Below are 26,452 nucleotides of genomic sequence, written 5' to 3'. Positions count from 1 at the left end.
TGGCCCTGAGTGATCGGGCGTAGCGTCCCACCTATGAAAAAGCCCGGCGCGCTTTCGCGGCCGGGCTGTTTCTCGTGTTGGACCCGGCCTTACTTCGGCAGGGTGTAGGCGATGATGTAGTCGCCGGGTTTGGTGCCGACCGAGCCATGGCCGCCCGCGACGATCACGACATACTGCGTGCCGTCCTGGGTGCTGTAGGTCATCGGCGTGGACTGGCCGCCGGCCGGCAGGCGGCCGCGCCAGAGTTCGCGGCCGTTCGAGAGATCGTAGGCGCGCAGGTAGTTGTCGACCGCCGCGCCGAGGAAGGCGACGCCGCCCTTGGTGATCATCGGGCCGCCGATGCCGGGAACGCCGACCTTGAAGGGCAAGGGCAGCGGCGTCATGTCGTAGACCGTGCCGTTGCGGTGCTTGTAGGCGATGTCGCCGGTCTTCAGGTCCACGCCCGCGACATAGCCCCAGGGCGGCGCCTGGCAGGGAATGCCGAGCGGCCCGAGGAACGGTCCCATGAACACGCCATAGGGCGCGCCGTCGTTGCGGTTGAGGCCCTGCTCGCTGCCCTTCTGGTCCTGACCCTTCGGCGGAACCTGATCCCGCGGCACGAGCTGCGAGGTGAAGGCAAGATAGGTGGGCATGCCGAACATCAGCTGCTTTTCCGGATCGACCGCGACGGACCCCCAGTTGAAGGTGCCGAAATTGCCCGGATAGATCAGCGATCCCTCGAGCGACGGCGGCGTGTAGCGGCCGTCATAGCGCAGCCGCTCGAACTGGATGCGGCAGGCGAGCTGGTCGAACATGCTCACGCCCCACATGTTCTTGTCCGTCAGCGGCGGCGGCGAGAAGGTCAGGTCGGAGATCGGCTGGGTCGGTGCCGTGAAATCTTCCGGGATCGCGCCGGAGGGCGCGGGGATTTCCTTCACGGGGATGATCGGCTCGCCGGTGCGCCGGTCGAGCACGTAGAGATCGCCCTGCTTGGTCGGCCCGACCAGCGCCGGACGACCGTCGATGTCGAGCAGCACGGGCTGGGCGGGAACGTCCATGTCCCATAGATCGTGATGCACGGTCTGGCGGACCCAGCGCAGCTGTCCGCTGTTGATGTCGAGCGCGACGATGGAGGAGGAGAACTTCTCCACGTTCTCGCTGCGGTTCATGCCGAGCTGGTCGGGCACCTGGTTGCCGAGCGGGATGTAGACGAGGCCGAGCGCCTCGTCATAGGAGAACACCGACCAGCTGTTGGGCGAGTTGGTCGTGTAGTGCTGGCCTTCCGGCAGCGGCGCGGTCGCGTCCGGGTTGCCGCTGTCAAAGTTCCAGATCAGCGCGCCGGTGTTGACGTCGAAGGCGCGGATGACGCCCGACTGTTCCTGCGTCGAATAGTTGTCGTTTACGGCGCCGCCGATGATGATCTTGTTGCCGGTGATGACGGGCGGCGAGGTCGAGTAATAGTAGCCGGCCGGCTGGTAGCGCATGCCGCTTTCCAGATGCAGCGTGCCCTGATCGGCAAAGCCGGTGCAGACCTGGCCGTTCTCGGCGTCGAGCGCGATCAGGCGGGCGTCCGAGGTTGGCAGGTAGACGCGGGAGGCGCAGGCGCTGCCCGGGGCAGCGGCGGCGTCCTTGTAGTAGCTGACGCCGCGGCAGGTCTGGTGCTGCCGGTCCGGGTTCATGCCGGAATTGCTGTCAAACTTCCACTTTTCCTTGCCGGTCGCAGCATCGATGGCGATCGCCCAGTTGTGCGGGGTGCAGACATAGAGCGTCTCGCCGATCTTGAGCGGCGTCACCTGATAGGTCGTTTCGCCGACGTCTTCCGGCCGCTTTACGTCGCCCGTCTGGTAGCGCCAGGCTTCCTTCAGGTCCGAGACGTTGGCCGTGGTGATCTGGGCGAGCGGCGAATAGCGCTGGCCATATTGCGTGCGCCCATACTGGTGCCATTCGCCGTCCGGCACGTTGCCGCCGAGGGCCGGTGTCGCATTGGCGACCGTTGTCGGCAGGGTGCCGGCCATGTCGAGCGGATCCTGCGTCATCGCGTAGACCGCGACGGCCACCGACAGGACGACGGCGATGCCGAGCGGCCAGCCGCTCGCGCGGTACACGTGGCCCGTCGGGCTGGTGAACCCGAGCGGCTTGCGGATGGACGGCAGCAGCAGCCAGAGGCCGAGCAGGATGACGACGCCGCCGCGCGGGCCGAGCTGCCACCAGTCGAAACCGACCTCCCATAGGGCCCAGCCGAGCGTGGCGAGAATGAACACCGCATAGACGGTCAGCGCCGAGGATCTGTGGCGCGACAGGAGGATGGCCGTCGCGAGAAAGGCAAGGCCGGCCAGCACATAGTACCAGCTGCCGCCGAGAACGGCGAGCCAGGCCCCGAAGCCGGCGAGCCCCAGTCCTATCAGCGCAAAAAGGACAGACGTAAACATGATCATGGAAGGGACTCCCGGCGCCGCGAAGGGCGCCCCGTCAATTTCGATAAAGGGAGACCGGTGGAGATCCGGACCCCGTCATGGCGAAATTAGGGCAGCCCAGAGCCGGGTCAATGCCGCAACGCACAATCGATGGATCGGTTCCGCATGGCGTCGGCGCAACGAACGGGGGAACCCGGGGACGCGTGGGCGGCACGATCACTCTCCCTGCAGGCCGGGAGAGGGTGGCGAGGCCCGGAGCGCAGCGTGTGTCTGATGCGTGCGATCTCAGGTCCCGCAGAACGTCCTCAGCACCTCTTCGCCCGGGGCCGGAGGCTCGGCATAGGCCTCCCGTTCGGGCTGCGCGTCATAGGGACGGGCGAGCACCTGCATCAGGGTATCGAACGGCGCGAAATCGGCGTCCGCCTGGGCGGCGGCGATCGCCTGCTCGATCCGGTGGTTGCGGGGTATGAAGGCCGGGTTGACGGCGCGCATCGCCGCTGCGATCTCGGCGGGGCCCCGGTGCTCGGCGGCGATCCGACGGCGCCAGCGGTCGAGCCAGAGGCTGGTGCTCGCCGGCGTGCGAAACCGTTCGGTAAACCGGTTCTCCGCCGCCGGGTCGGCCGCGACGTCGGCCAGCCGACGGAAGGTGAGCGTGAAATCGGCCTCTTCGGCGTGCATCAGCGTCAGCAGGTCCTGGACGAGATCGAGATCGCCGTCCTCGCTGGTGGACAGACCGAGCTTGGCGCGCATGGCGGTCATCCAGTGATGCTGGAACCGCTCGCCATACTGTTTCAGCACGCCGTTCGCCGCGGTGACCGCGGCCTCCTCGTCGGTGTCGAGCAGCGGCAGCAGGGTTTCGGCGAGGCGGGCAAGGTTCCACTGTCCGATGCCGGGCTGGGCGGCATAAGCATAGCGGCCGTTGCGGTCGATGGAGGAGAACACCTTGGCCGGATCATAGGCGTCCAGAAAGGCGCAGGGGCCGAAATCGATGGTTTCGCCCGAGATCGCGACATTGTCGGTGTTCATCACGCCGTGGATGAAGCCGATCGACAGCCAGCGGGCGATCAGCGCGGCCTGACGGTCGGCAAAGGCGAGGAGAAAGGCGAGATACGGCTGCGGATCGTCCGCAAGCGCGGGGTAATGCCGCGATATCGCATAGTCGGCAAGCCGCTTGACGCCGGCCTGGTCGTCACGCGCGGCATGAAACTGGAACGTGCCCACCCGGATATGGCTGGCGGCCACACGCGTCAGCACGGCGCCGGGCTGCACGGTCTCGCGGTAGACCGGTTCGCCGGTGACGACGGCTGCGAGCGCCCGTGTCGTCGGCAGACCGAGCGCATGCATGGCCTCGCTGACGATGTACTCGCGCAGCACGGGCCCGAGCGCCGCGCGCCCGTCGCCGCGGCGCGAATAGGGCGTGGGGCCCGCACCCTTCAGCTGGATGTCGCGGCGCCGGCCGTGCCGATCCACGACCTCGCCGAGCAGAATGGCCCGGCCATCCCCGAGCTGCGGGTTGAAGCCGCCGAACTGGTGGCCGGAATAGGCCATGGCGAGCGGCTGCGCGCCGGGCAGATGCGCATTGCCGGAAAAGATCGCCGCACCCTCGGCCTCGAGCGTCGCGACGTCGAGCCCGAGCTCTTCGCCAAGCGCCCGGTTGAAGCGGATCAGCATCGGCGCTTCGACCGGCGTCGGGTCGACATGGGTGAAGAAACTGTCCGGCAGCCGGGCATAGCTGTTGTCGAAGGGAATGGGCGCCGCTTCCACCCGCGTTGTGCTCGTCGCCGCCATCATCGCCTCCGCGTCGTGTCTGATCCGTCATCCTCGGTCCGGTCGCAGGACCGAGCTTTGTAGATAGGGTGCGGGGCAGCGCGCTGAAAGGGTCGTCGGGCCTTGCTTGTCGCGTCGGGCAAGCGGATGCGCGTGTCTCGGCCCGATCGCGCCTGCGCAGACCCGGGGGTCAAACCTCGACGAAAGCCTCCCGCGTCAGCCGGTCGCGGTCGCCCTCGAAGGCAAGAGCGTCCCGTCCGCGCGCAAGACTTGCCGCGGCAATCTCGCGGGCGATCGTGTGCAGGCGGCCGCCGGGCAGGCGGGCGAGCGCGCGCAGGCATTTCTGCAGGCGGATGCCGATTTCGGGATTGTCGGCGCCATCGCGGGCGATGGGAAGGAACGCATCCTCGAACATGTCGCGCAGCGTCAGAGGGGGAACATGCACGCGGGGGAAGTCCGGCGTCTCGCGCCGATGGTCCGCCCGCGGCTCGACCGCGAAGACCTCGACCATCGTCGTCATGACGTCGATGGCGGTTCCCGGATCGTTGATGGCCGGCGACAGCGCACGGGAGGCGATCTCGGCGAGGACGATCAGGCCGAAACGGGGATCCTGCTCGAAGGTGCGGCGTGCGCCGATGGTCAGCGCCGCGAGCAGCGCCTCCTGCGCCGCCGCATCGAGCCTGCCGCCCGATCGCGGCCGGACAAACAGCACGGGCGTTCCCGGCGCGCAGAAGCTGCCCGTGCGCGCGGCCAGATGCAGATCGAGATTGCCGGCCTCCGCAAGCGCCTGCAGGCGCGGCATGTCGATATGCTGGAGATAGCCGACCGTCGCGGGCGAGACCGGCACGGCCCCGGGTGGGCCGCTTCCGGGCCCCGTGCCGGGCGTGAGGACGGAAAGCGGCGCGCCGCCGAGGAGCGGATCCTCGAGATGATCGCGCATGGCCGAGATCGCCGCGGTCTTCACGCGGTCGATCGTCTCGCTGACGCGCCCGAGGGTCGAAAGATGGTCGATCCAGCGCAACAGCGTCAGCACGATCACGGCGATGACGCCGAGCGTGACGACGAACAGCACGAGCCGCCCGCCGCCGCCATAGAGGCCGGCATGCAGCCCGATCAGTCCGACCAGCGAAAACAGGAAGGTGCCGAGAAAGGTCGAGAGCGCCCGCTGCGCCGTGGTGTCCTCCAGCAGCAGACTTGTCGCGCGCGGGGTCGCGCCGCTGGCGGCGGCCGACGTCGCGGCCACCAGCGTCGAAAGCGAGAAGGTGGTGACCGCAAGCATGCTGGAGGCGATGATGCTGAGGATGGGATCGACCGCATCCGCCCCGAAGGCCTTCGTCATCTCCTGCGGGATGAACGGCCCGAGCAGCACGGCGACCAGCGCCGTCGCGACGCCCGCGAGGCAATAGAGCGTCGCCCGCACCCACAGCCGCCGCGACAGCCGCACCACCTGCCAGAGACGTTTCGACCTGAGCATGAGATCCCCTGAACCGGCGACCGGGATGGCCGCCGCCACGGGGAGGATAGGGCGCGGCGGCCTTTTTTCGACAGCGGACGTGAGTCCGGCGGCAGGATCCGGACGACGGGGTGCGGCCGTCGTCCGCCCTCTACATCTTTCGCGCCACCTTGATCGCGAAGGCGTATTCGAAGGCGATTTCCTCCAGGCGCTGGAAGCGGCCGGAGGCGCCGCCGTGGCCGGCGCCCATATTGGTCTTCAAGAGGATTGGCTGGTCGCCGGTGGTCGTCTCCCGCAGCTTCGCCACCCACTTGGTCGGCTCCCAATAGGTCACGCGGGGGTCGGTGAGCCCGGACAGGGCCAGCAAAGCGGGGTAAGGCTTCGCCGCCACATTGTCGTAGGGCGAATAGCTGGCGATGTGGTGATAGGCGGCCTCGTCCTCGATCGGATTGCCCCATTCCGGCCATTCCGGCGGGGTTAGCGGCAGGGTGTCGTCGAGCATGGTGTTCAGCACGTCCACGAAGGGCACGGCCGCGATGATGCCGCCGAATTTGTCCGGCGCCATGTTTGCGACCGCCCCCATCAGCATGCCGCCGGCCGATCCGCCCTCGGCGACGATGTTCGCGTACGACGTGAAGCGCTCCTTGTCGAGATAATCGGCCGCGGCGATGAAGTCCTTGAACGTGTTGGTCTTCTTCTCCATCTTGCCGTCTTCGTACCAGGCGAACCCCTTGTCCTTGCCGCCGCGGATATGGGCGATGGCATAGACGAAGCCGCGATCGACCAGCGACAGGCAATTCGTGTTGAACGAGGCCGGAATGGAGATGCCATAGGCGCCGTAGCCATAGAGCAGGCACGGGGCGGAGCCGTCGAGCGGTGTGTCGCGGCGATAGAGCAGCGTCACCGGTACGGACGCGCCGTCGTGCGAGGGCGCAAACACCCGGCGCGTTACATAGTCGTCCGGGTCGTGACCGGAGGGCACCTCCTGCGTCTTCAGGAGCGTGCGTGCACGCGTCGTCATGTCGTAGTCGTAGAGCTGGCTCGGCGTCGTCATGGACGAATAGGAAAAGCGGATGACGTCGGTGTCGTATTCGCCGGCACCCGACAGCCCGAGCGAGAAAGCCTCTTCGGCAAAGGCGATCGCATGTTCCTCGCCGGTGCGCCGGTCGCGGATCTTGATCTGCGGCAGGCCGTTCTCGCGCTCCAGCCAGACGAGATGGCGGGCGAAGGCCATGTGGTTGAGGATCAGCCGGCCCGGCGTGTGCGGCACCACCTCGCGCCAGTTTTCCCGCTCGGGGCGGTCGAACGGCGTTTCCATGATCTTGAAATCCTTGGCGCCGTCCGCGTTCGTCAGGATGTAGAAGACGTCGCCGCCCTCCGTCAGGGCGTATTCGAGCCCGGTTTCGCGCGCCGCGACGAGCTTGGGCGTGGCCTGAAGGTCCGAGGTCGGGATCAGCAGGTATTCGCTGGTCTCGTGGTCGTGGATGTCGATGTAGATGACGTCGTCGAGCATCGAGGCGCCGACGCCCATGAAGAAACCGGCATCCTCTTCCTCGTAGACCAGCCGGTCTGCTTCCTGCGCCGTTCCCACGACATGGTGGAAGATCTTCGACGGACGGTGGTTCTCGTCGAGCACGGTGTAGAAGAAGCTGCGGCCGTCGGGCGCCCAGGCGCCGCCGCCGCCGGTGTTTGCGACCACGTCGTCGAGGTCGGCCCCGGTCGAGAGATCGCGGACCCGCAGCGTGAAATATTCCGAGCCCTTGTCGTCATAGCCCCAGATGCCGAGCGAATGGTCGGTGCAGTGGTCGAGGCCCGACAGGCGGAAATAGTCCTTGCCCGCGGCCTCCTTGTCGCCGTCGAGCAGCACGATGCGCTGACCGCCGTCACGCGGTTCGCGGAAATAGCGCGGCTGCTCGCCGCCCGTCACGAAGGACGTGCCGTAGGCAAAGGGTCCGTCCTTCATCGGCACCGAACTGTCGTCTTCCTTGATGCGCCCCTTCATCTCGGCAAACAGCGTCTTCTGCAGCGCCTCGGTGTCGGCCATCGCGGCCTTCATATAGGCGTTCTCGGCCTCCAGATGGGCGCGGATCTCCGGATCGAGAATGGAGGTATCCTTGAACATCTGCTGCCAGTTGTCGGCGCGCAGCCAGGCATAATCGTCGGTGCGCGTGATGCCGTGCCGGGTGTCGCCCCGCGGCTTTTTCGGCGCAACGGGCGGGGCGGGCAGGTCGGAAAATACGGGGGTCTGGTCGGACAAGGCGATCTCCGGGGGGTTGGAGAACGCTTTCCGGCACGGCCGGAAAGGCTCTGGGGTGCCCCGGACATAGATGCCGCAGCCGGCGCATTCAAGCGGCAAAGCGCGGGACAGTTTGCCGCGACGGAATGCGCGGCCTCACGGCGACGCATGGGCTGACGCCGGCGCGCGCCAGCGCGACGCGAGTGCTGCCACCGCGTAATCGATGAAGGCGCGGATCTTCGGGGTGGCGCTATGGCGGTCGAGCATGCAGGCATAGAAGGTGAACGGCGTATGCGCCGCGATGGCGTCGTGGCCGGCGCTGCTGCCGTTACTTGCGCTGATGCCCTGGCTTGCGCTGCTCCCGTGGCGCGCCTGCGCCGCGGCTTTGCCGAACAGCGGCACCACGAGGCCCTTGGCGATCAGGTCGTCGGCGATGAACGCGCCGAGACGGGCGATGCCGGCCCCGGCCAACACCATCGAGGTCAGCGTGTCGATGTCGTTGCTGACGATCCGGGGCTTGAGGTCGGGCTCGTAGAGCGAGCCGTCGCGCAGAAAGGTCCAGCGGAACAGGCGGCCGTGGGTCGCCAGCCGGTAGATCAGGCAATCATGGTGCACGAGATCCTCCGGCATCTGCGGGTGGCCGCGCCGGGCGAGATAGTCGGGCGCCGCGCAGATGATCATCGGCACGGTGGCGAGCCTGCGGGCGATCAGTGAGGGCTCCAGCTGTTCGGCAAAGCGCACGCTGATGTCGATGCCCTCCGCGATATGGTCGACGGCCCTGTCGGTGATGACGAGCTCGACGGAGAGCTGCGGGTGGAGGCTGGCAAAGCCCGGAACGAGCGGCGCGATGACATGGCGTCCGAAGGCGACCGACGCCGAGATGGTAAGCCGGCCGCGCGGCATATCGTTGAGCGCGGAAACGGCGGTCGCCGCGGCCTCCAGTTCGTGCACCACGTGGCGGACCCGCGCGAAATAGACCTCTCCGCTGTCCGTCAGCCCCAGCCGTCGGGTCGTGCGCTGCAGCAGGCGCACGCCGAGGTCGCGCTCCAGCCGCGCGATGTTCTGGCTGGCCGCCGCCGCGCTAATGCCGAGGTGCCGGGCGGCCGCGGCGATGCTGCCCATCTCGACGCTGCGCACGAAACTCTCGATCCCGCGAAGGCTATCCATAGCTCTGCCCTCTGTCGTTCGCACCCATTCGAAAGTTTTGCTTCAGATTGATGAAGCCTGCAAGCCTCTCATCAAGGATCGCCGAACGGCGTAGGACAGGGGTAGAGGCATTCGAACGACGAACGACAGGAGACGTCATGTCCACCGCATCCACACCCACCGCATCCACGCCCGCCGCATCCACCCCCGCTGCCACGCCGGCCGTACCGGCCTCCGCCACGTCAACGCCGAACCCACCGAGCAAGTTGCCGGGCGGGTTGCCGAAAGCCGGGCTGCCGCCGGTCCTGACGCCCTATGCCTTCGCCTTCTTCATGGCGGGCATCATGGCCTTCATCATGTGCTGGATCATCGTGTCGGCCAATAGCGGCATCGATGCCGGCCTGCCGCGGCGCGTGTTCTCCGCCTATGCGATCGCCATGCCGGCCGCCTTCGTCAGCGTGCTGATCGTCCGCCCGGTCGCGCTCCGGCTCACCTCTCTCGTCATCCGGCGGGCCGGCTGACGCGGGTCACGTCGACAGCGTCAGGCCGATGCCGAAGGGGTCGGTGAGGGAGACGCTGTCGCCATGGCGCGTGGTGGGAATCTCCAGCCGGTCGAGCGCGGCAAGCGCCGTCTGGAGCGCCGTCCCGTCGGTGAAGCGCAGCGTGTAGGTGCCGAGACCCGTCATGTCGGCGGACCGACGGGGCGCATCGCGCGTGTTCCAGACATTGGCGGCGAGGTGATGATGGTAGCGGCCGGTCGAAAAGAAGCTCGCGCCGGGATAGGTCGAGATGATGTCGAGCCCCAGCACGTCCCGGAAGAAGCCGTTGGCGGCCGGGAGGTCGGAGACCTGCAGATGGAGGTGGCCGAGCGCCGTTCCCGGCTCCATCCCGGCCCACCCTGCACCGCCCCCGCTTGCCGGGCCGGGTCCAAGCGCCAGGCCCTCGGCATAGAGCGACTGGAGATCGAGCGGCCGCGTCGCCATCTTCACCATGCCGTCGGGCAGGGTCGTCCAGTCGGCGCGGGGCCGGTCGCGATAGATCTCGATGCCGTTGCCTTCAGGATCCGCCAGATAGATCGCCTCGCTGACCAGATGGTCGGAGGCGCCGTCGAGCGCCACCTGCTGGCGGGCGGCATGGACGAGCCAGCGCGCCAGTGCCGGCCGATCCGGCACCAGGAAGGCCGTATGGAACAGGCCCGGCGCGTTGCGCGGCGCAAGCGCGGCATGGTTGGAGGTGGTGAGCGTCAGGAGCGGCCGGCCACCGACGCCGAGCGTCTCGCCGCTCGGCCGCCGCTCGATCACGCTCAGCCCCATGACGGCTTGATACCAGGACGACACGAGCGGCAGGTCGCGCACCACCAGCCGGGCATGATCGACGAAGGCCGGCATGGACAGCGGGTGTTCGGGCCCGGGATGCGGCAGGGCGCCGTGTTCGGATGAGGCGGATGAGGCAAGGGTCATGTCGGTCGCTCCGGCAGAAAGGGGCAGGGATCGGAGCCCCGGACCGTGCCGCGCCCGTTCCCGCTCTCCCCGATGGCCCCCGATGGCGATGTCGTCGTCGGTGGCTATGTCTGTGTCGATGTCGGTGCGGACTATGCACCGCCCCGGGCGCTTGCGAAATGCGCGGGATCGGCGAAGGATCGTCGCGGCGGCGTTGACAATCCCGCTTTGTCACGCTCGTCGATGATCTCTTCACGGCCGCCACTCTCCCGCCTGCATCCGCCGCCATGGTCGATTCGTCACAACAAAGCAGCGGCGGGCCGCGCAAAGGGGCTCGCCAAACGGGCGGCGCATGCGTAGCCTGACGCCGGGAACGATCGGGAGACGAAGCGCGCGTGGAGATCAAGGGCATCAAGTGGAATTACGACCGGACCGAAATGATCGCGGACGGCATCGTCCATGGGATCGGCCTTGCCTGTGCGGTCGTCGGGGTCACGATCCTGCTTGTCCATGCCGGTGCGGCGAGCACCGCCGGGCAGATCGCTGCAGCCGCGATCTACGGCGCAGGCCTTGTTGCCACCCTGTCGATCTCCTTCGTCTACAACATGTGGCCGGTCTCCCGCACCAAATGGCTGCTGCGCCGGTTCGATCATTCCTCGATCTTCGTCCTGATCGCGGCCACCTATACGCCCTTCCTGCAAAGCGGCTGGGATGATCCGTTCCTAGCGGTGATGCTGCTCGGCATCTGGCTGATCGCCGCGCTCGGCGTCGCGCTCAAATGCCTGTTTCCCGGCCGCTACGACCGGCTGGCGATCGTGCTCTATCTCGCCATGGGCTGGAGCGGGGTGCTGGCCGTCGGGCCGCTGCTGGCCACGCTGAACGGAGCGACCATGCTGCTCATTCTGGTCGGCGGCATTCTCTACTCCGCCGGCGTCATCTTCCATGTCTGGGAGCGGCTGCGCTTCCAGAATGCGATCTGGCACGGCTTCGTCGTGACCGCTGCCGCCGTGCATTTCTCGGCCGTCTTTTCGGTGATCGGCAACGGCGCCGCCTAAAGCGCATTGCGTGAAAGAGGATTCACGCAATGCGCTTCAAGGTCTTGTTTTGATGCAGGTCGTTTCCCGAGACGGCACATTTTCGGGCGACGTGCATGAGGGCGCCGTGCCGGATCGCGTGCTTTCCGCCGTCGGCATCAAGCCAGCCAACGAGCCAGCGAACTGGCCAGCCTTCAAGCTAGCCCTCAGGCCGGGTCGAACGTCAGCGCCACGCCGTTCATGCAGTAGCGCAGGCCGGTCGGGGCGGGGCCGTCCGGAAACACGTGGCCGAGATGCGCGTCGCAATCGGCGCATTTCACCTCCGTCCGCGTCATCCCGTAGGAGCGGTCCGTCACCTGCGTCACCGCGTTCGGATCGAGCGGCTGGAAGAAGCTCGGCCAGCCCGTGCCGGAATCGAACTTCGTGCGGGCGTCGTAGAGCGCATTGCCGCAGCACACGCACCGGTAGGTTCCGGGCTTGCCGAGCGCGAAGTCCGGGCTGGAAAAGGCCCGCTCCGTTCCGTGCTGGCGGGTGACGCGGTACTGGTCGGGCGTCAGCTGGGCGCGCCATTCGGCATCGCTTTTCACGACCTTCGGGCCGGTGGCTTCATCCTGTCCGGCGGCATTCGGGTGATGTTCGCGCATCGCGTGCTCCTCATCTTCACATCTGGCCTTTCGGCGTCGGGCTTCATATAGGAACGCCCCACGGTCTGGCCAAGGCTGGGCCGGCCAAGCCAAGTCTGGCCAAGCTAGGTCCGGCCAAGGCAGGTCCGGCCAAGGCAGGTCCGGCCAAGCCAGGTCTGGCCAAGGAAGAGCGGGCGAACGCTGGCGCGCCCGGAGCGTAAGCGACCGAGACCGGAGCATTGCCGGATTGGGTGCACACCACGCTCTGCATAGTAACCGTCGCTGATACACCCGCCCCGAATCGGGGACAGAATCAGCGGTTGCAGAGGATTTACGCGTTTGTCGAAGGTGGACGCGCAGAACTTGCCGCCCTGCGCGCGTGTTGATAGATAAAAACGCACATATATACGGTGATTGCTTCGGGTAACTGCGATGCCGATGCGGAATTTCGTCATCAAGTCTTGCGACTATTGAAAAACGTGTTTGACATTTTTGGGGTGAATGTTATTCGAATATCAGCAAAGTGTCTGAGACTGAACATACTGCAGGATGCCGCCGCCACAATAATTCGACAGAATTGGGTCGTCTTTCCCAGGGTCTGTCAAGAGATGCGACGGGACATGCAAAAGCTTCAAGCAAGTAACTCGGTCGTTCCCTTGTGATGCCATCGCCCCGGTTTGCGCCGGAATCGATGGCATCTCCGTGGGAAAAATTGGTACTTTTAGTGCACGCGCCTGCGGATCAGCGGGTGAAACGAGAACATCGCCCGAAAGGAGAAAAAAATGAGCGAACAGTTGGCAGGACAGGGTGCAACCGGGCACAGTGCGGCAGGGCATGGCCTGGCAGGACACGGCAGCGATCTGCTGGTGGAACTGACCGCCGAAATCGTCGCAGCCTATGTCAGCAATCATGTCGTGCCGGTCTCGGAACTGCCGACGCTGATCGGCGACGTGCACAATGCGCTGAACAATACGGGCGCGCCGGCTCCGGTCGCGGCGGCTGTCGAAAAGCCGAAGCCTGCCGTTTCCGTGCGCAAGTCGGTGCAGGACGGACAGATCACCTGCCTGGAATGCGGCGGGAACTTCAAGTCGCTGAAGCGCCACCTGATGACGCACCACACGCTGTCGCCCGAAGACTATCGCGAAAAGTGGGAACTGCCGCAGGATTATCCGATGGTCGCCCCGGCCTATGCCGAAGCGCGCTCGCGCCTTGCCCGCGAAATGGGTCTCGGCCAGCGCCGCAAGCGCGCCGCCAAGTAAGACATCCGGCGGATCGGCGCGAATGGTCGGGTCTTCGCCCGCCAGTGCCCGCCATTGCCTGACAGTTCCCGCGACTGCCCGGGCGTCTTGCGCCGGATGCAGGCGCGGCGGGGGCGCAGGACCGCCATCTCAGCCATCGTCGGACGCTCTGTCGCGCCGGGTCGGATCCTTTCCGGCCCGGCTTTTTCGTGTCTGGACCGGCGTTGCTTATGCGCAAGCGCGAATAAGGAAAAAATGCCTATATGATTCAGGGGGCTACGCGAAAGCTTGCTTCGCTCGCCAGAAAGTTGCGATTAGCATGTGGCGCTCGCGGCTCGTTCGGCATAGGGTATATGAAATTATTCCTATGACGGAGACCTGCGATGACCATGCCCCATGCACCTGCCGGACCCTCTACGCCCCTATCCATTCTCCCCCCGACCATCCTCATCTCGACCATTCTCGCCAGCTCTCCCTCACACCTCCTGCGGGATCCACCCTCCGTACGGTTCGCCCAGGTTGAGGCGCTCTCCCTTGAACAGGCGGTGCATCCCCTTCAGCCGGTGCCGACACGCGCGCCCGAATGCAAGGCGATCCCGGCCGGTGCGCCTCTCGGGATCCGGGCCGGGTCGGAGCCGCCGGAACCGTCGGACGCCGCTCCGTCCTCCCGGATTTCCGGTCTTCCCGATAGCGGTGCGCCGGATCCGCGGGCGCAGGCCCGCTGCCGGATGGTGGCGGAAGTGGTCGAGGAACTGACCATGATGGTTGGCGACCGCCCGCAATTGCGGCGCGACCGCCGGCGCATGATGGTGCATGTGCGCCAGATCGCCATGTATGTCAGCCATGTCGTGCTGCAGGTGACCATGACCGATATCGGGCTCGCCTTCGGACGGGATCGCTCGACCGTCAGCTATTCCTGCCATGTGGTGGAGGATCGGCGCGACGACGCGGACTTCGACGCTTTCGTCTCCGTCATCGAGCGCGTGATCGGCGCCGTCTTTCCGCCCGCCGCCATCGCCGACCAGAGGAACGGGGCATGACCGGCGGCGCGAACGACGCCGCGGACGGTCGCGCCGGCCTCGTCCGTCTCGTTCGCCATCTCCTCGGCGACCGTCGGGACAGGCAGGAGCGGGCGATGGCGGACCACGCCGATCCGGGCATGGCGCGGTTCACGATCGCGGCAGAGGGAGCGGAACTGGTCGTCACCCGGCCGGACGGCGCGACCCGTGCGGTGCCTCCGGCCGCCTTGGGCCGCGCCGTTGCGCTCGGCCTCGTCGGCGGGCCGGACAAGGCCGGTCACTATCGCCTGCTTCCGCCCGCCGTGGCGTTTCTCAAGCGGGCGCTCGCCGATCCGCAGGATGCCTTTGCCGGCCAGCACCGGCACGTGGCGTCCGGCTCGGTGGAGACCGCAGACGGCCGGCAGGCGGTCGAGATCAACCTTGCCGAATCTCCGCTCGCCCATATCGGCCGGTTGAAGGAGAAATCCGGCCGGCCGTTCCTGCCGCCGGAAGCCCTGGAGGCCGGCCAGCGCCTGCACCGCGATTTCACCCGCGCGCAGTTGCAGCCGCGCATGACCATGGCCTACGAACCGCGGCTTTCGACACGGACGAAGGGAAGCGGCGGCGGGGGCGAGATCGCCGACAGCGCGCTGGCTGCGCGAAGCCGGGTGGCGTGCGCGCTGGAGGCGATCGGTCCGGAACTCTGCGGCGTCGCCATCGATGTTTGCGGCTTTGAGAAAGGGCTGGAGACGGTGGAGCGGGAACGCCAGTGGCCGGCGCGCTCGGCCAAGCTCCTGCTGCGCGCCGCGCTCATGGCGCTCGCCCGCCACTACGCGCCGCCGCCGCCCGCACAGACGCGCCGCACGCATGCCTGGGGTGCAGACGGCTTCCGGCCCGATCTTGGAGGCGCAAGAGGGCAAAAGGATTGAGGGACGGCTGGAAGCCATCATGCGACGCCAGCTGCGGCCGGCTTTGCCCCATGAGCGCCCGGGTGGCGATGCGCTTGGCGGGCGGGGCGCTCGGCGGGCGGGACGCTCAGGCCTTGCGTCGAAGTGCCGCCTGGTCCTGGATACGCTTGACCATGGAGCGCAAGCCGTTGGCGCGCTGGGCGGTGAGAAACTCGATGAGGCCCATCTGGCTGAAAAGGTCGAGCGCGTCGGTCGCCACGATTTCGGAGGCCGTCTTGCCGGAAAAGATCGACAGCACGATCGCAACGAGGCCGCGCACGATATGGGCGTCGGACTCGCCCTCGAAGGTGAGGACCGGATCGGCACCGGCCTCCGCATGCGTCACGAGCCAGACCTGGCTGGCGCAACCCTGAACCTTGTTCTCGGCCGTGCGCAGATCGTCCGGCAGGACGGGCAGGGTGCGGCCGAGCTCGATGACATAGCTCATCCTGTCCTGCCAGTCGTCGAGATAGGCGCAATTCTCGAGAATCTCGGAAAGGGGCGTCGGCGTGAAGGCAGCGGCATCGGTCATGCCGTCTCTATAGGGGATCGCACGCGCAATGAGAAGCCGGGTCGCGCGGGCAGACGATGCTGCGACGGTCTGTCTCGGGGGAGGGCCAAGGTCAGGGCCCAGGGTCAGGGGGCCACGGTCAGGGGACACGGGTGCCGTTTCCGGCCACAGGGTCCGGCGATCGGCACCGAGCCTCTCAGGAGGCGCGATGCGGCTTCGGCGGGATGCGCTTTTCCGGCACGGGAATGCGGGTGAAGCCGAGATCTTCGGTCTGGCCGATGTCCCCCTGCACGTTCTCCACAGGGCGCCCGGCGACGGGCGTGTCGGCAACAGATGTCGGGGCCACAGTTGTCGCGGCCGCCGCGGGGAAGGCCTGATCCGGTGCGTGCGCCCGGGCAGCCGGCACGGTTCCGGTCGTCACGCCGTCGCCGCCCGGAGCTGCGGCCTGCGCCGTCTTCTCGTCGGCAAACTGGGTCTCGAGCAGCTGGTAGGCGATGCGGGCGCCGTCCTTGGCGCGATGGCCGAGCGCGTTGAAGGTTTCCGCACCCTTGGTGCAGACATCGGGCTTCTCAAGGCAGATGGCGCTGATGTAGCCGATCGCCTCGCTGGCGGCGGAGACCGTTTCCCCGATGTCGACGCCGGCGGTCGTCCGTGTCTGCGTCTGGGTCGCATCCTCCGTGCCGAAGATCGGCAGCAGGACGAGCACCAGCGAAAACCAGAATGCTGCCTTGATCAGAAACCACATGGTCGACCCCGTTCTTGACGTTCACGCAACTGTCCCGCGCGCCCTGTTCGCATCGTCCGCCGGCGTCCCGTTGCCGGGCCTTGCCGATGCGGTGGACCATGGCGGCTGGACATCACCCTAGAGCGCCTCTTCCAACACGGCCTTGAAAACGAGAACCGTATTTGACGCGATTTTTCGTAAAATGCGATCGATCCGCTTTTGACACGCATTTGAGGGGCATTTGAGACAATGCCGTTAAGGGTCAAGGCGGTGTCCGGCCCCATGACCCCTGCAAACGCGGCATCCCGCAATAGCACCCGCTGCCACAGTCGTTAAATTAACCCGAAAAACACCAATATTTCAACGGTTACGCGCCGTTAACCACAACAAACGAACGGCGTCCGATTTCGGCGCCGCGAGGCCGGTGACGCCGTTTTGCAACAGTTCGGGCGTCGTCACTTAGAGTTTCATTAAGCCGCCGGTGAGACATTCGCCCTCATGCCGACGACGATCGCCAGCACCTCTTCAGGAGGGTGGAAACGATCGGAGCGGCACTTCATGAGACCGGGGCAGGATGTTCCGGGCAACGAAAAATGCAGGGTCGGGCGTGACAATTGTGCGGAACATCGCTGGAAGGTTTGCGTCCCGCGTGGACGATGCCGCCAGGCTCTGGTTGCCGCGTCCGGCACCGACCGCGCGCGAGCTGTCCGCGATCCGGACCGTGGCCGCCTCTGCTCTCATCGCCTTTCCCGTCGCGCCGCTCGCTCTGTCCGCCGTGCTGCCGCTGTCGCTGGCCTTGCCCGTGGGCGCGGGCCTCGTCGGTGCCCTCAGCCTCGTCGGCGGTCTTGCGGCCGTCGGCCTTGCCGGTCGCCCGGCCGCGGCCGTCGCACCGGCCGCACCTCCGGTCGCACCCGCTGCGCCGACCTACGATCTCTTTGCCGGCCTCGTCACGCTGCACGACCTGCGCGGCTCGGTCACTGCCGTGCACGGACGCGATGCCGCAGGCTTTCTCGCCTGGATGCGCGATCCCGCAGGCCGCGGTTTCATCGAGCAGATCCATGTCTCCGACCGCATCGCCTTCCTGCGCGCCATCGACGCCGTCCGGCTCGGCGCTGCCGGCGAAACGGTGGAGGTCCGGCTGGAGCGCGGCTCGATGACGGAAGGCGGCGCGCAGCTCCTGCACATCCGGTGCGAGCTTGCCGGCATCGTGGAGGACGGCGTCCTCAACGGCATTCTCGTGCAGTCCCGCGACATTTCGGCCGAGGTCGCGCTCAAGGCGGACGCTGCCTCCAAGGCCGAAGCGGCCGAGAGCGCAAACGAGGCGAAGAGCCGGTTCCTCGCCGCCGTCAGCCACGAGCTGCGCACGCCGCTCAATGCCATCCTCGGCTTTTCCGATATCCTGTCCGGCGAATATTTCGGCCGGTTGGAGAACGATCGCCAGCGCGAATATGTGGCCCTCATCAACCAGTCGGGCGCCCATCTTCTCTCCGTCGTCAACACGATGCTCGACATGAGCAAGATCGAGGCCGGGCGCTACGAACTGATCGCCGAACCCTTCGTCGTCGCCGATGCCGTCTCCGCCTGCGAGGCGATGCTCGGCCTGCAGGCCGAGGCCAAGGGCGTGAAGCTGACGAGCCGCATCCTGCGCGGCGTCGGCGAGATCCATGCCGACCGCCGCGCCGTGCAGCAGATCCTCATCAACCTCGTCGGCAACGCCATCAAGTTCACCGACGCCGGCGGCATCGTCACCATCGACGCCGAGGTCTGCGGTGCCGATCTCAGGCTGACGGTCAGCGACACCGGCATCGGCATTCCGGCCGAAAAGCTCGCACATCTCGGTCAGGCCTTCATGCAGGTCGAGAACGAATATACGCGCGCTTACGAGGGCACCGGCCTCGGCCTCGCGCTCGTCAAGGGCCTCGTGGCGCTGCACGGCGGCGGCTTCGACATTTCGAGCCGTGTGCGGGAAGGCACCGCGATCCGCATCAGCCTGCCGCTCGACGGCTCGGGCATCCGCGATGTCGACCAGGTCGACGAGACCGCCGGCGTCGCGGAGTTTCCGCCACGCCTGAAAAGCCACGACCCGCGCCCGACCGAAGCGGCCTTGACGTCCCCCTCCGTGGCGACGGCGAACCGCAGGTTCGGGTCCGAGAAAGGAGGTGCGGCAGATGGCGAAGCCTACGCGAAAACAGCCTGACAGACGCAAATCCCCCACGACCACCAAGCCGCAGCCGACGCGAGGCTCGGCACCGCGTGCAGGCGCCAAGGCAGGTGCCAGAGGCGCGACCGCGCTGAAACGCACGGGGTCTTCGCGCCCGAATATCGTGCTGCGGGCCGCCTCCGGCCTGCTGGGCCTTGCGCTGCGCAATCCCGCCATCTTCGGCGGCACCGCCGCCTTTGCCGTCGTGTTCGGCTTCGTGGCCGCCAATGCGCTCTGGTACCAGCCGGGGCACCATCCGTCGCCGCTGCTGCGCACCCGGCTGCCGTTCACCCATCCCGACCCGTCGCGCGTGTCGCTGCGCGATCCGCAGGATGCGCCGGACCCGAGCAAGGTCACGACCTTCGTCATTCGCCGGGAAGGCGAGGGCGGCGAAGGCGACCCGGCGACGGCGGAAACCGAACCGGCACAGATGCCGGCCGAAGCCCTTCCGACCGGTGAGCGCACCGCAAGCGTCCCGGCCCCCGATGCGCTGGCGACGCTGCCCGGCGATCCCGTGCCGCGGGCCGATGCGGACGCCGACCTCGACGCCGCCGGCCTCGTGCGCGCCGTGCAGACCGAGCTTGCCCGCCATGGCTTCTACGATGGGGAGGCGGATGGCCGCCTCGGACCGAAAACCACGGCCGCCATTCGCCGCTTCGAACAGGCCAGCGGCCGTCCGCAGACCGGTATCGTCCGTCCGAGCCTGCTTTCCGCGCTGCGGGGCACGTCATCGTCCGGTGCGCCGGGATCGGGCTTTGCCGACGTCCGGCCCGCCCCGCGTCCGACGGCCGTTGCGTTTCCGGCCGACCCCGCAGCCGGTGCAACGCCCGAGATCGACCCCATCGCCGCGGCGATCCGCGCGGCAGAAGGCGGCACGGACCGCAAGCCGAAGCCGGCCGAAGCCCGGACCGCGAAGGCGCCGAGACCCACGGAAACGGCCTCCGCCGACGTGACGGCCCCGCACACTGGCGCCGGTGCGGGTGCCGGTGCCGGGGCCGGTGCCGGCGCCGGTGCCGAGGACAGCGCGGCCATGGTCATGGCCATCCAGCGCGGGCTCTCCAATCTGGCCTATTCCGACGTGTCGATCGACGGCGTGGTGGGCGACCAGACGCGCCTCGCCATCCGCCATTTCGAAAAGCATTACCGCCTGCCGGAGACCGGAGAGCCGAGCCCGGCGCTTCTGAAGAAAATGAAGGAAATCGGTGCGATCTGACCTCTGCCGAACCCAAAACGGCAGTCTCGGCAGGGGTTTCCCGCTGCTTTTCGATTCAGCGCGCGAGGCTCTTCGCGCGGCGGTGGAAGATCCGACATGCAACGCTCTGAGACAACAGCGATAGACGCCGTTGTCCGACCGGGCTAGAAGACACCATGCGCCTTCGCTCCGACATCTTCGTGTCCGCCATCACCCGCCGCGTCTTTGCGCGCGGCGAGATGGCGGCCGTGCTGCGCAAGGGGTCCGATGCGGCCGGTGCGATCTTCATCCGCCAGCGGGCGCGTGACGGACGGGAAACGCTGTTCGGGCCGGCGCCGCAAAGCCTCGTGACCGCCGAGGATGAAGGGCAACGGCTTTTCGAATGCCGGCTCTCGGCCGCCGATCCCGAGGCCGTGGACGCTGCGCTTGCCCGCGAAATCCGCTTTGATCCCGACTGCTGGGTGGTGGAGCTGGAAACCTCTGTTATTGCCGATCTCTTCGAAACGACGACGCCCGACGCGTGATCGCGGCGCGCCCGTTTCAGCGCGCGCCGCGGCCGAGCGAGCGGCGGTAGAAGGTGGACACGACCTCTTGTGTCTGGTTGGCAGGCGTCTGGTTGGCAGGCGTCTGGTTGGCGGAGGCAGGGTAGCTCGACGGCTGGCGCGGATCGGTGGCGCGCTCCGGACCGAGCACGGGGGAATGGCGATGGGACCCGTCGCGCCGCGCATCGTCCGCAGCGATCCAGCCCTCGACGCGGGCGCGTGCCTCGAGAGAGTCGATGCCGTCGAGCAGGGCGTCGCAGCGGGTGCCCGCACCGCTTCGTTCGGCCAGATAGGGATAGAGCGTTGTCAGCATGCGCACCATCTCGGCGCGGTCGGTGCCGAGCGCCGACAGGGTGACGGCCAGCTGCCAGCCGGAGACATCGAGGACCAGGCGCTCGCCGAACACGGCCGAACAGTCGAGCGCGTGCGACAGGGTGGCCGCGAAGAGATTGACCTCGCCGGAGCGGGAAAAGCGCACCAGCAGGGCTTCATGGGTGGCGTCGAGCGCCAGAAGCGGTCGGCGGGCCGGGGCTTGGCTCGGCTGGCCGACGGATCGGGCAAGCGCCTTCAGCTCCGCCCGCAGCCGCTCCTCGCGCGCCCGTGCGGCGATGGCGGCGGTCTCGGCGGCCGTGGTCTCCAGGGCTGAATTGTCGAGAGCCGGCATTTCGGATGCCGGGTTCTCCCCGCGCGTCGGGAATTCACGACCGGGTGCGCTGTCACGCTTTTCGACAAGGGCGTCGACGACCCGGACGCTCAGATTGTCGCGGCGGGCAATGGCACTGGCATGGGCCGGGCTCTGATTGCGGATGATGTCGAGCAGGACACGTTCGTCGATCGACATGGCCCGCGTCAGGAACAGGGCGGCGATGGCGATGGGTGCGCTGCCGATCTGGAGCGCGACGGACGAGGGCACATGGGGGCTTCTGGCGAGGGCTGCGGCTGCCTGGCGGCGCGCCTCGTCGCTGGAGGCGGCAAACAGCGGCTCGAACAGTTCGCAGAACTGCCGGAGGTCTGCGGACCGCGGCTGGCGAAGCCCTTCGAAGCTCGACACGGTCGCCATCAGGACCGCGTCTTTCACACGGCCATTGCGAGGTCTTTCCAAATCACGAAATCGGTCCGCCACACGTCCACCTCATACGCAAAACACCGACGCATCCCGACCCGGGGGCAACCCCAGCCGGACGTCTCGAAAACATGCCTCTCGCTGCCGGTTCCAGCTCATGCGCTTCCCGAACATCGCGGCAGAAGGCGTTGATGTGTCTCGGATTGACGAAGGCAGATGTTGCAGCGATGGCAACGAGCGCGCCATGAGACGGAGATTATGACGACGTGGTTAACATCGGCTTAAGGGCCTGCCGGATCGGCGCAGGCGCCGCGCAACCTCTGCCTGGCATCGTCATCGCCGGTGCAAGGCGGCAAGACGGCGGCCGTCGCGTGAGGGTGCAGCCGGGTGCAGAGGGGCGCTGAAGGTCGCGTGAGAGCGGAAAGCGGCGTCACGGCGGGGGCGAGCAGCGCCTGGGAGCTGACGGCTTGCCCGGAGGGGTGTCTGCGGTTCCGGCGGCGCCTTTTGCCGGCGCCGCCGTTCTCAGGTCAGGACCCGGTGGGCCCGGATCCGCATATCAGGGCCGGAGCCTTCAGAGCGTGCAACCGGGTTCGCCGGCTTCGCAGGCCCGCTGTTCGCGACGGTCGCGGCGGCGGTCCTCGTTCAGGCCGTTCGTCCCGCGATTGTCCCGATCCTGACGCTCCATGTTCTGCCGGTCGTTGTCACGGCGGTCATTGTCACGGCGGTCGTTATCCCGACGCTGGTCGCGGTCGTTGTCCCGACGATCGAACTGCTGGCGATCGAATTGCTGGCGATCACGGTTTCTGTCGCGGTCCCGATCGAAGCGCGGGCGATCGCGGTCGCCGTTGCGGTCGAAATCGTTGTCGTTGTCGAAGCGCTGACGCTCGCGTTCGCGCTGGAAGCGTTCCCGATCCCGGTCGCGATCCCGGTCGCGATCCCGGTCGAAACGGGGGCGGTCCCGATCCCGGTCCCGGTCGAAGCGATCCGGGCCGCCGCGCCAATATTCGCGGTCGCGATAGAAGTCGCGGTTGCGGTAGTTGCGATCCCAGTAGTTGCCGAGCTCGAAGGTGACGGTGGGGATGCCGAGCGGGCGATAATAGCGCGGCGCGACATAGACACGGCTTCTCTGGTACTCGGCCTGGACATAGGAGCCCGAGACCCAGCCGCGACCGCGTGCGAAGGAGACGTCGCACCAGTTGGCATCGGCAAGGCAGCCGTGAATTTCGACGGGGGCCCCGACGGGGATGATGACGACGGCCGGGTAGCGGGTGCTGGGGCCGGACCGCATGTTGACATTGGCGGTGGCAAAGCCCTCGGCAGCGCTGGCTGCGACCGGCGTCAGCAGCGTGGCGGCCAGCGCAAGGCCGGACAGGATGGATTTGACGGAATACACTTCGGGGTCCTCCAGTAGGCTTCGGCTCATGATCTGCAGGCGGGGAGACGCAGATGAAGCCGGATGATGAGCAAACGAAAACGCGTCCATATGATGGCAGGGCCCGCGGCCTGCCGACATCCGGCCTCCGACACCGCCCGACAGGCGCGGGTGCCGAGACCGGACGTGCCTGACAACCAGGCCACGCCGCGGAGACTTGCCGACACACGGGTGTGTGACGGAGCAGAAACAAGCTTCTGCCTGCCTTTGTTCCTAGGTTCGCCGGGCTGAACGGATCCTGAACGGGCAGGGAGGCGACGAAAGGCCGCCGGAAACCGCATGCTTTCCCGCCGAAACGCTGAAGGAGCGGCGCCTTAAAAAACGACCCCAAATGTCGGGTCGGCCGGTCCGTCTGGGAACAAAAGACCGCATCGGCCGTTGACGTGGCAGTTCGAACAGGAGCCCCGGACAATGATCGATAAGAAATTCGCAACCGTTTCCAGCACGGAAGCCGAAGTCGAAGCCAGCGTCGCCAAGAGTGAACTTGACAGCCAGATCTCGGATCTGCGTGCCGAAATCGCCCGCCTGACGGATTCGGTTTCCGCCATCGGCAGCGGCGCCAAGGCCGTCGTCCAGTCGGAAGCGGAAGTGCTAACCGAGCGGCTGCGCGATCGTGTTCGCGACGAGCCGGTCACCACGCTTCTGACGATCGCCGGCGTTTCCTTCGTGCTGGGTCTTCTCGCCCGCCGCTGACGCCGCCGTCCGTCACCTCAAAGACATCCGCTGCAGCCGCATCGTCCGAAAGGATGTTGCGGCTGTTTGCGACTGGAACAACGCGGTCGTTTCCGCTGAAATGACCGAATCACATGCGAATCACGGGTTCAACTAGGTAAGCGGCAGGTTTCTGTGATGTTTTCCATCGCTAGGTTTGGGGTTTCGAAAGTTAAGGCCATGTTAACTAAGCTATGGCCCAATCCGCGTGCAGGTCGATGCGCCGAAAACGAGCCGCCGACCGTGCGAAACGAACCGCAAGACATCCGGGATCATCCGGGAGAAGGAGCCACGAGAACGGCGCTCATGTCCGCCCCGCAAGGAGCGGTGAAGCGCCAGCCCGACGAGGGCAGGATGAGATCTGTTTCAAGTTCATCCGTCTCATCCAGACCATTGGAGACGAGCATGGCAGATGTTATCAGACTTCAGGACCGCCGACCTCGCGGCGGCCGCAAGGCAGGCGCGGACGGAGCACGACAGGACGCGACCATCCTGCTCTTTACCGGCATCCGCTACGAGCGCATGGACGGCACGCCGGTGACGAGCGGCCCTCTCACCAAGGCGTCGGCCGTCAAGCCGCTGAACAGCTCGACCCAGAAGCACTGAGATTTCCAAGCACCGAGGCCAGAAGCGGCGAGATCAGAAGAACTGGGCACCGACGCTCTGGGATCCGATCACCGATCGTTGAGAACCGCAGCCTGTAGCGTCCTCGACGCACGCGGCGCGACGCGGACCCGACGATGCCAGGCACGATAGCGTCCCGGTCTCAGCGCCCCGGTTTCAGTGCCCCAGGCTCAGCGCGACAATCTCAGCGCGACAGTCTCAGCGTGACAGCGGCTCGCATCCGGCCTCCGCCAGGAAACGGCTGGCCGCGGCCTCGTAGCTGCCGAGCGGGGCGAGCGCCCGCAGCACCGCATAGCCCTCGTCACCCGGCATCTCCACCGTAATGGTCTGTCCGATCGCCTCGGCCGGCTGCTTGCGCAGTTCCACCAGCTGCAGCGGCGTGGCTGCCACGACATCGACCCTGTTCTCGACCGACGTGGCATTGCTCATGCTGAAGATCTCGTTGGAGCCGGAATCGTAGATCGCCAGCGACCAGAACGGCACGTCGCCGGCCGCCGTGAAGCGCACCGGCCCGCCGAGCACCGAGAACCCGCACACCGCGACCCGGAGATAGGGATCGTCGTTGGACAGACCCGTCGGCCCCGGCGCAGGGGTCAGCGGAAAGAAGCTGTCCATCTCATAGAGCCCGAGAACCCGGCTGTAGGCATCCTCCGCGGTGAAACGCGGCAAGGCGAGGATGATGACGATGTGCAGCAGGCCGGCCCCGATGATGCCGACAAGGAGGGCATAGAGCACGCTACGCATCGCCGCATCCCCGCGCGACGATCGACGGCATCACGAGCTCGATGGCGCCCGAGGAATTGGCCGTCGGCGCATCGAGAAGCGTCAGCACCAGGCGGAACCGGCCGACCGGCGCGGGCGGCAAGGCCTTGTCCGCAGCAGAGGTGGACGCGGTCCGCGCGGAGGGATCCTCGGCCGGCGTGATCGCCAGCCAGTTGTCCGGCTGGGCGTCCGGCGCGACATGGATGACGAAGGACGTATCGGTGGCGCGCAGCACGGTCCAGGCATTGAGGGCGACCGGCAGCGTCTGCGAGGTCGTCAGCGGCCGGTCGGACGTATCAGTGGCAAAGAGCGTCCAGAAGCGGGCCGGCGGCGTATTGCCGACGATATCGTAGCGGCAGGCACCGGCCAGCGGACGACCGTCATCGTCGGTATCGGCGGTGAACCGCATGCCTTCGGCCTTGCCGTAGAGCAGCCGCCCGGCCCGCGCCCGATGCGCCTTGGCATAGGGATCGGTGTCGGCGGTCTGGGCATTGGGATAGGCGACCCAGGGCCCGAGCTGGATGGCGCCAAACCCGGTCGATGCCTTCAGCGCGATATTGCTGACGGCGATGCCGCCGCCGAAAGCGACGCAGAGGGTGAGCGCAACGAGAATGGGCACGCGGAACATCAGGACTGGCGGCTTTCGGGCATAAGAGGTGCGGGCATAAGGGGTTCGGGCATAAGGGGTGCGGGTGGGGCGGTTTGCGCGGACAAGTCGCGCAGGTGGCACCGAAGCCGCGACATCGGGCTGTTGTCAACCGTCATCGTACGCTTCCGCTTCCGTGTGTGCGAAGGGCGTTCCACAGGATTTCCGGGGTAAAATCATAGCCGAGGCGCATCCAGTGCATGATATCGAACGGATGCGCGACGATGAGATCCGCGCCGCCGATCCGATACCACAGCGCCTGAAGGGTTCTCTGTCCCGACGCGGTCGTCTCGATCACCTGCGTGTCGATGATCTCGGCATCCTTGGTCGCGAAATCGCGCAGATTGTCGGTCACGAGAAGATCGGCTTTCGCGGCGATGGCGGTCGCCAGCACGCCGGCATCCTCCGCATCCGGCATGGCGAAGCGCTCTTCTCCGCCCAGAACGAGATAAGGATCCAGCGCTTCCGGGCCGTAGTGCATGATGTCGATCATGGATCCGGAATATGCCTTGATCTTGTCGTCGGCGAACTGCAGGCGGCGCAGCACCGTTTCCAGGGTTTCGATCATATCGAGCGAGATGACCAGCTGCGCCTTGCCACCGATGCCCCAAGTCTGGCCCCAGGTCTGGCCCCAAGCCTGGCCCCAAGTTTGGCCGGCGACCATCGATACCAGGGTCTGCGTTGCCGTGCCCCTGCGGCCACGATCATGGGCCATGATGTTGCCCACGAGAATGTTGACATCCAGCACGACGCGAACGGGACGGTTCACGG

24 protein-coding genes are annotated in these 26,452 nt (G+C 66.9%); 10 read left to right on the top strand and 14 right to left on the bottom strand.

The window, feature by feature from the left end; translation table 11 throughout:
• Nucleotides 1–89 precede the first annotated feature (89 nt).
• The 5 genes from ASG03_RS02015 to ASG03_RS01995 all read right to left on the bottom strand — a co-directional run bounded on the left by ASG03_RS02015 (nucleotide 90) and on the right by ASG03_RS01995 (nucleotide 9,016).
• Nucleotides 90–2,414, bottom strand: a complete 2,325-nt coding sequence (locus ASG03_RS02015) for a glucose/quinate/shikimate family membrane-bound PQQ-dependent dehydrogenase (protein ID WP_062691872.1) — start codon at nucleotides 2,412–2,414, stop codon at nucleotides 90–92.
• A 264-nt stretch (nucleotides 2,415–2,678) separates the two neighbouring features.
• Entirely contained in the window at nucleotides 2,679–4,184 is a 1,506-nt protein-coding gene (locus tag ASG03_RS02010) for a protein adenylyltransferase SelO (RefSeq protein ID WP_062691869.1), read from the bottom strand.
• Nucleotides 4,185–4,350: 166 nt separating this feature from the next.
• Nucleotides 4,351–5,634 carry a DUF2254 domain-containing protein gene (locus ASG03_RS02005; RefSeq protein ID WP_062693001.1) on the bottom strand — a complete coding sequence of 428 codons (1,284 nt, stop codon included), beginning with the start codon at nucleotides 5,632–5,634 and terminating at the stop codon, nucleotides 4,351–4,353.
• 130 nt (nucleotides 5,635–5,764) lie between these two features.
• Complete coding sequence (locus tag ASG03_RS02000; protein ID WP_062691867.1) at nucleotides 5,765–7,870, bottom strand: S9 family peptidase; 2,106 nt, start codon at nucleotides 7,868–7,870, stop codon at nucleotides 5,765–5,767.
• A gap of 135 nt (nucleotides 7,871–8,005) precedes the next feature.
• Nucleotides 8,006–9,016 (bottom strand): LysR family transcriptional regulator, encoded by a 1,011-nt coding sequence (locus ASG03_RS01995; protein ID WP_062469315.1) that lies wholly within the window; start codon nucleotides 9,014–9,016, stop codon nucleotides 8,006–8,008.
• 137 nt (nucleotides 9,017–9,153) lie between these two features.
• On the opposite strand from ASG03_RS01995, the gene ASG03_RS20905 reads away from it, so the two are divergent.
• Nucleotides 9,154–9,516, top strand: coding sequence for a DUF2798 domain-containing protein (locus ASG03_RS20905; RefSeq protein WP_082475493.1), 363 nt, complete (start codon nucleotides 9,154–9,156; stop codon nucleotides 9,514–9,516).
• 6 nt (nucleotides 9,517–9,522) lie between these two features.
• Here the strand turns inward: ASG03_RS20905 and ASG03_RS01985 are convergent, their stop codons facing one another.
• Nucleotides 9,523–10,455, bottom strand: a complete 933-nt coding sequence (locus ASG03_RS01985) for a VOC family protein (protein WP_062691865.1) — start codon at nucleotides 10,453–10,455, stop codon at nucleotides 9,523–9,525.
• A 416-nt stretch (nucleotides 10,456–10,871) separates the two neighbouring features.
• On the opposite strand from ASG03_RS01985, the gene trhA reads away from it, so the two are divergent.
• On the top strand, nucleotides 10,872–11,489 hold the full coding sequence (gene trhA / locus ASG03_RS01975; RefSeq protein WP_082475576.1) for a PAQR family membrane homeostasis protein TrhA: 618 nt from the start codon (nucleotides 10,872–10,874) through the stop codon (nucleotides 11,487–11,489).
• 185 nt (nucleotides 11,490–11,674) lie between these two features.
• Here trhA and msrB read toward each other — a convergent pair whose 3' ends face one another.
• Complete coding sequence (gene msrB / locus ASG03_RS01970; RefSeq protein ID WP_062691859.1) at nucleotides 11,675–12,112, bottom strand: peptide-methionine (R)-S-oxide reductase MsrB; 438 nt, start codon at nucleotides 12,110–12,112, stop codon at nucleotides 11,675–11,677.
• Between the two features lie 761 nt (nucleotides 12,113–12,873).
• On the opposite strand from msrB, the gene ASG03_RS01965 reads away from it, so the two are divergent.
• The 3 genes from ASG03_RS01965 to ASG03_RS01955 all read left to right on the top strand — a co-directional run bounded on the left by ASG03_RS01965 (nucleotide 12,874) and on the right by ASG03_RS01955 (nucleotide 15,256).
• Nucleotides 12,874–13,350: a MucR family transcriptional regulator gene (locus ASG03_RS01965; RefSeq protein WP_082475492.1), complete on the top strand. Its 477-nt coding sequence runs from the start codon at nucleotides 12,874–12,876 to the stop codon at nucleotides 13,348–13,350.
• Nucleotides 13,351–13,712: 362 nt separating this feature from the next.
• The gene (locus ASG03_RS21920) at nucleotides 13,713–14,369 is read left to right on the top strand and encodes a helix-turn-helix domain-containing protein (protein WP_244475131.1); all 657 of its coding nucleotides are present in this window, start codon (nucleotides 13,713–13,715) and stop codon (nucleotides 14,367–14,369) included.
• Complete coding sequence (locus ASG03_RS01955) at nucleotides 14,366–15,256, top strand: DUF6456 domain-containing protein (RefSeq protein ID WP_062691856.1); 891 nt, start codon at nucleotides 14,366–14,368, stop codon at nucleotides 15,254–15,256. The genes ASG03_RS21920 and ASG03_RS01955 overlap by 4 nt, the downstream gene beginning before the upstream one ends.
• 106 nt (nucleotides 15,257–15,362) lie before the next feature.
• On the opposite strand, the gene ASG03_RS01950 is transcribed toward ASG03_RS01955, so the two are convergent.
• A complete protein-coding gene (locus ASG03_RS01950) occupies nucleotides 15,363–15,806 on the bottom strand; it encodes a SufE family protein (RefSeq protein ID WP_062469301.1) in 444 nt (147 codons plus the stop codon).
• A 175-nt stretch (nucleotides 15,807–15,981) separates the two neighbouring features.
• Nucleotides 15,982–16,530 carry a DUF5330 domain-containing protein gene (locus tag ASG03_RS22200; protein WP_062691854.1) on the bottom strand — a complete coding sequence of 183 codons (549 nt, stop codon included), beginning with the start codon at nucleotides 16,528–16,530 and terminating at the stop codon, nucleotides 15,982–15,984.
• Between the two features lie 553 nt (nucleotides 16,531–17,083).
• Between ASG03_RS22200 and ASG03_RS01940 the strand changes: the two genes are divergently transcribed.
• From ASG03_RS01940 to ASG03_RS01930, 3 genes are all read left to right on the top strand, one after another.
• Nucleotides 17,084–18,706, top strand: a complete 1,623-nt coding sequence (locus ASG03_RS01940; RefSeq protein ID WP_156381697.1) for a sensor histidine kinase — start codon at nucleotides 17,084–17,086, stop codon at nucleotides 18,704–18,706.
• Nucleotides 18,678–19,922, top strand: coding sequence for a peptidoglycan-binding domain-containing protein (locus ASG03_RS01935; protein WP_062691851.1), 1,245 nt, complete (start codon nucleotides 18,678–18,680; stop codon nucleotides 19,920–19,922). Before ASG03_RS01940 ends, ASG03_RS01935 begins: the two co-directional genes overlap by 29 nt.
• A 155-nt stretch (nucleotides 19,923–20,077) precedes the next feature.
• The gene (locus ASG03_RS01930) at nucleotides 20,078–20,425 is read left to right on the top strand and encodes a DUF1491 family protein (protein ID WP_062469292.1); all 348 of its coding nucleotides are present in this window, start codon (nucleotides 20,078–20,080) and stop codon (nucleotides 20,423–20,425) included.
• A gap of 16 nt (nucleotides 20,426–20,441) precedes the next feature.
• Here ASG03_RS01930 and ASG03_RS01925 read toward each other — a convergent pair whose 3' ends face one another.
• Both ASG03_RS01925 and ASG03_RS01920 read right to left on the bottom strand, forming a co-directional pair.
• Complete coding sequence (locus ASG03_RS01925; RefSeq protein ID WP_156381696.1) at nucleotides 20,442–21,503, bottom strand: DUF2336 domain-containing protein; 1,062 nt, start codon at nucleotides 21,501–21,503, stop codon at nucleotides 20,442–20,444.
• 574 nt (nucleotides 21,504–22,077) lie between these two features.
• Nucleotides 22,078–22,899, bottom strand: coding sequence for an SH3 domain-containing protein (locus ASG03_RS01920; protein WP_443216575.1), 822 nt, complete (start codon nucleotides 22,897–22,899; stop codon nucleotides 22,078–22,080).
• Nucleotides 22,900–23,349: 450 nt separating this feature from the next.
• On the opposite strand from ASG03_RS01920, the gene ASG03_RS01915 reads away from it, so the two are divergent.
• Nucleotides 23,350–23,631, top strand: a complete 282-nt coding sequence (locus tag ASG03_RS01915; RefSeq protein ID WP_062469287.1) for a hypothetical protein — start codon at nucleotides 23,350–23,352, stop codon at nucleotides 23,629–23,631.
• Nucleotides 23,632–24,054: 423 nt separating this feature from the next.
• The gene (locus ASG03_RS21280; RefSeq protein WP_156381695.1) at nucleotides 24,055–24,255 is read left to right on the top strand and encodes a hypothetical protein; all 201 of its coding nucleotides are present in this window, start codon (nucleotides 24,055–24,057) and stop codon (nucleotides 24,253–24,255) included.
• Between the two features lie 216 nt (nucleotides 24,256–24,471).
• Here ASG03_RS21280 and ASG03_RS01905 read toward each other — a convergent pair whose 3' ends face one another.
• The 3 genes from ASG03_RS01905 to ASG03_RS01895 all read right to left on the bottom strand — a co-directional run bounded on the left by ASG03_RS01905 (nucleotide 24,472) and on the right by ASG03_RS01895 (nucleotide 26,450).
• Nucleotides 24,472–25,017, bottom strand: a complete 546-nt coding sequence (locus tag ASG03_RS01905) for a DUF1254 domain-containing protein (RefSeq protein WP_062691846.1) — start codon at nucleotides 25,015–25,017, stop codon at nucleotides 24,472–24,474.
• Nucleotides 25,010–25,663 carry a DUF1214 domain-containing protein gene (locus ASG03_RS01900; RefSeq protein ID WP_062691844.1) on the bottom strand — a complete coding sequence of 218 codons (654 nt, stop codon included), beginning with the start codon at nucleotides 25,661–25,663 and terminating at the stop codon, nucleotides 25,010–25,012. The genes ASG03_RS01905 and ASG03_RS01900 overlap by 8 nt, the downstream gene beginning before the upstream one ends.
• A gap of 133 nt (nucleotides 25,664–25,796) precedes the next feature.
• Entirely contained in the window at nucleotides 25,797–26,450 is a 654-nt protein-coding gene (locus ASG03_RS01895) for a PIN domain-containing protein (RefSeq protein WP_062691841.1), read from the bottom strand.
• Between the last annotated feature and the right edge of the window lie 2 nt (nucleotides 26,451–26,452).

Source organism: Rhizobium sp. Leaf341 (assembly GCF_001424325.1).
Lineage (GTDB): Bacteria > Pseudomonadota > Alphaproteobacteria > Rhizobiales > Rhizobiaceae > Ferranicluibacter.
The sequence above is the reverse complement of the archived record's forward strand: the minus strand, read 5'-3'. Positions and strand labels throughout refer to the sequence as shown.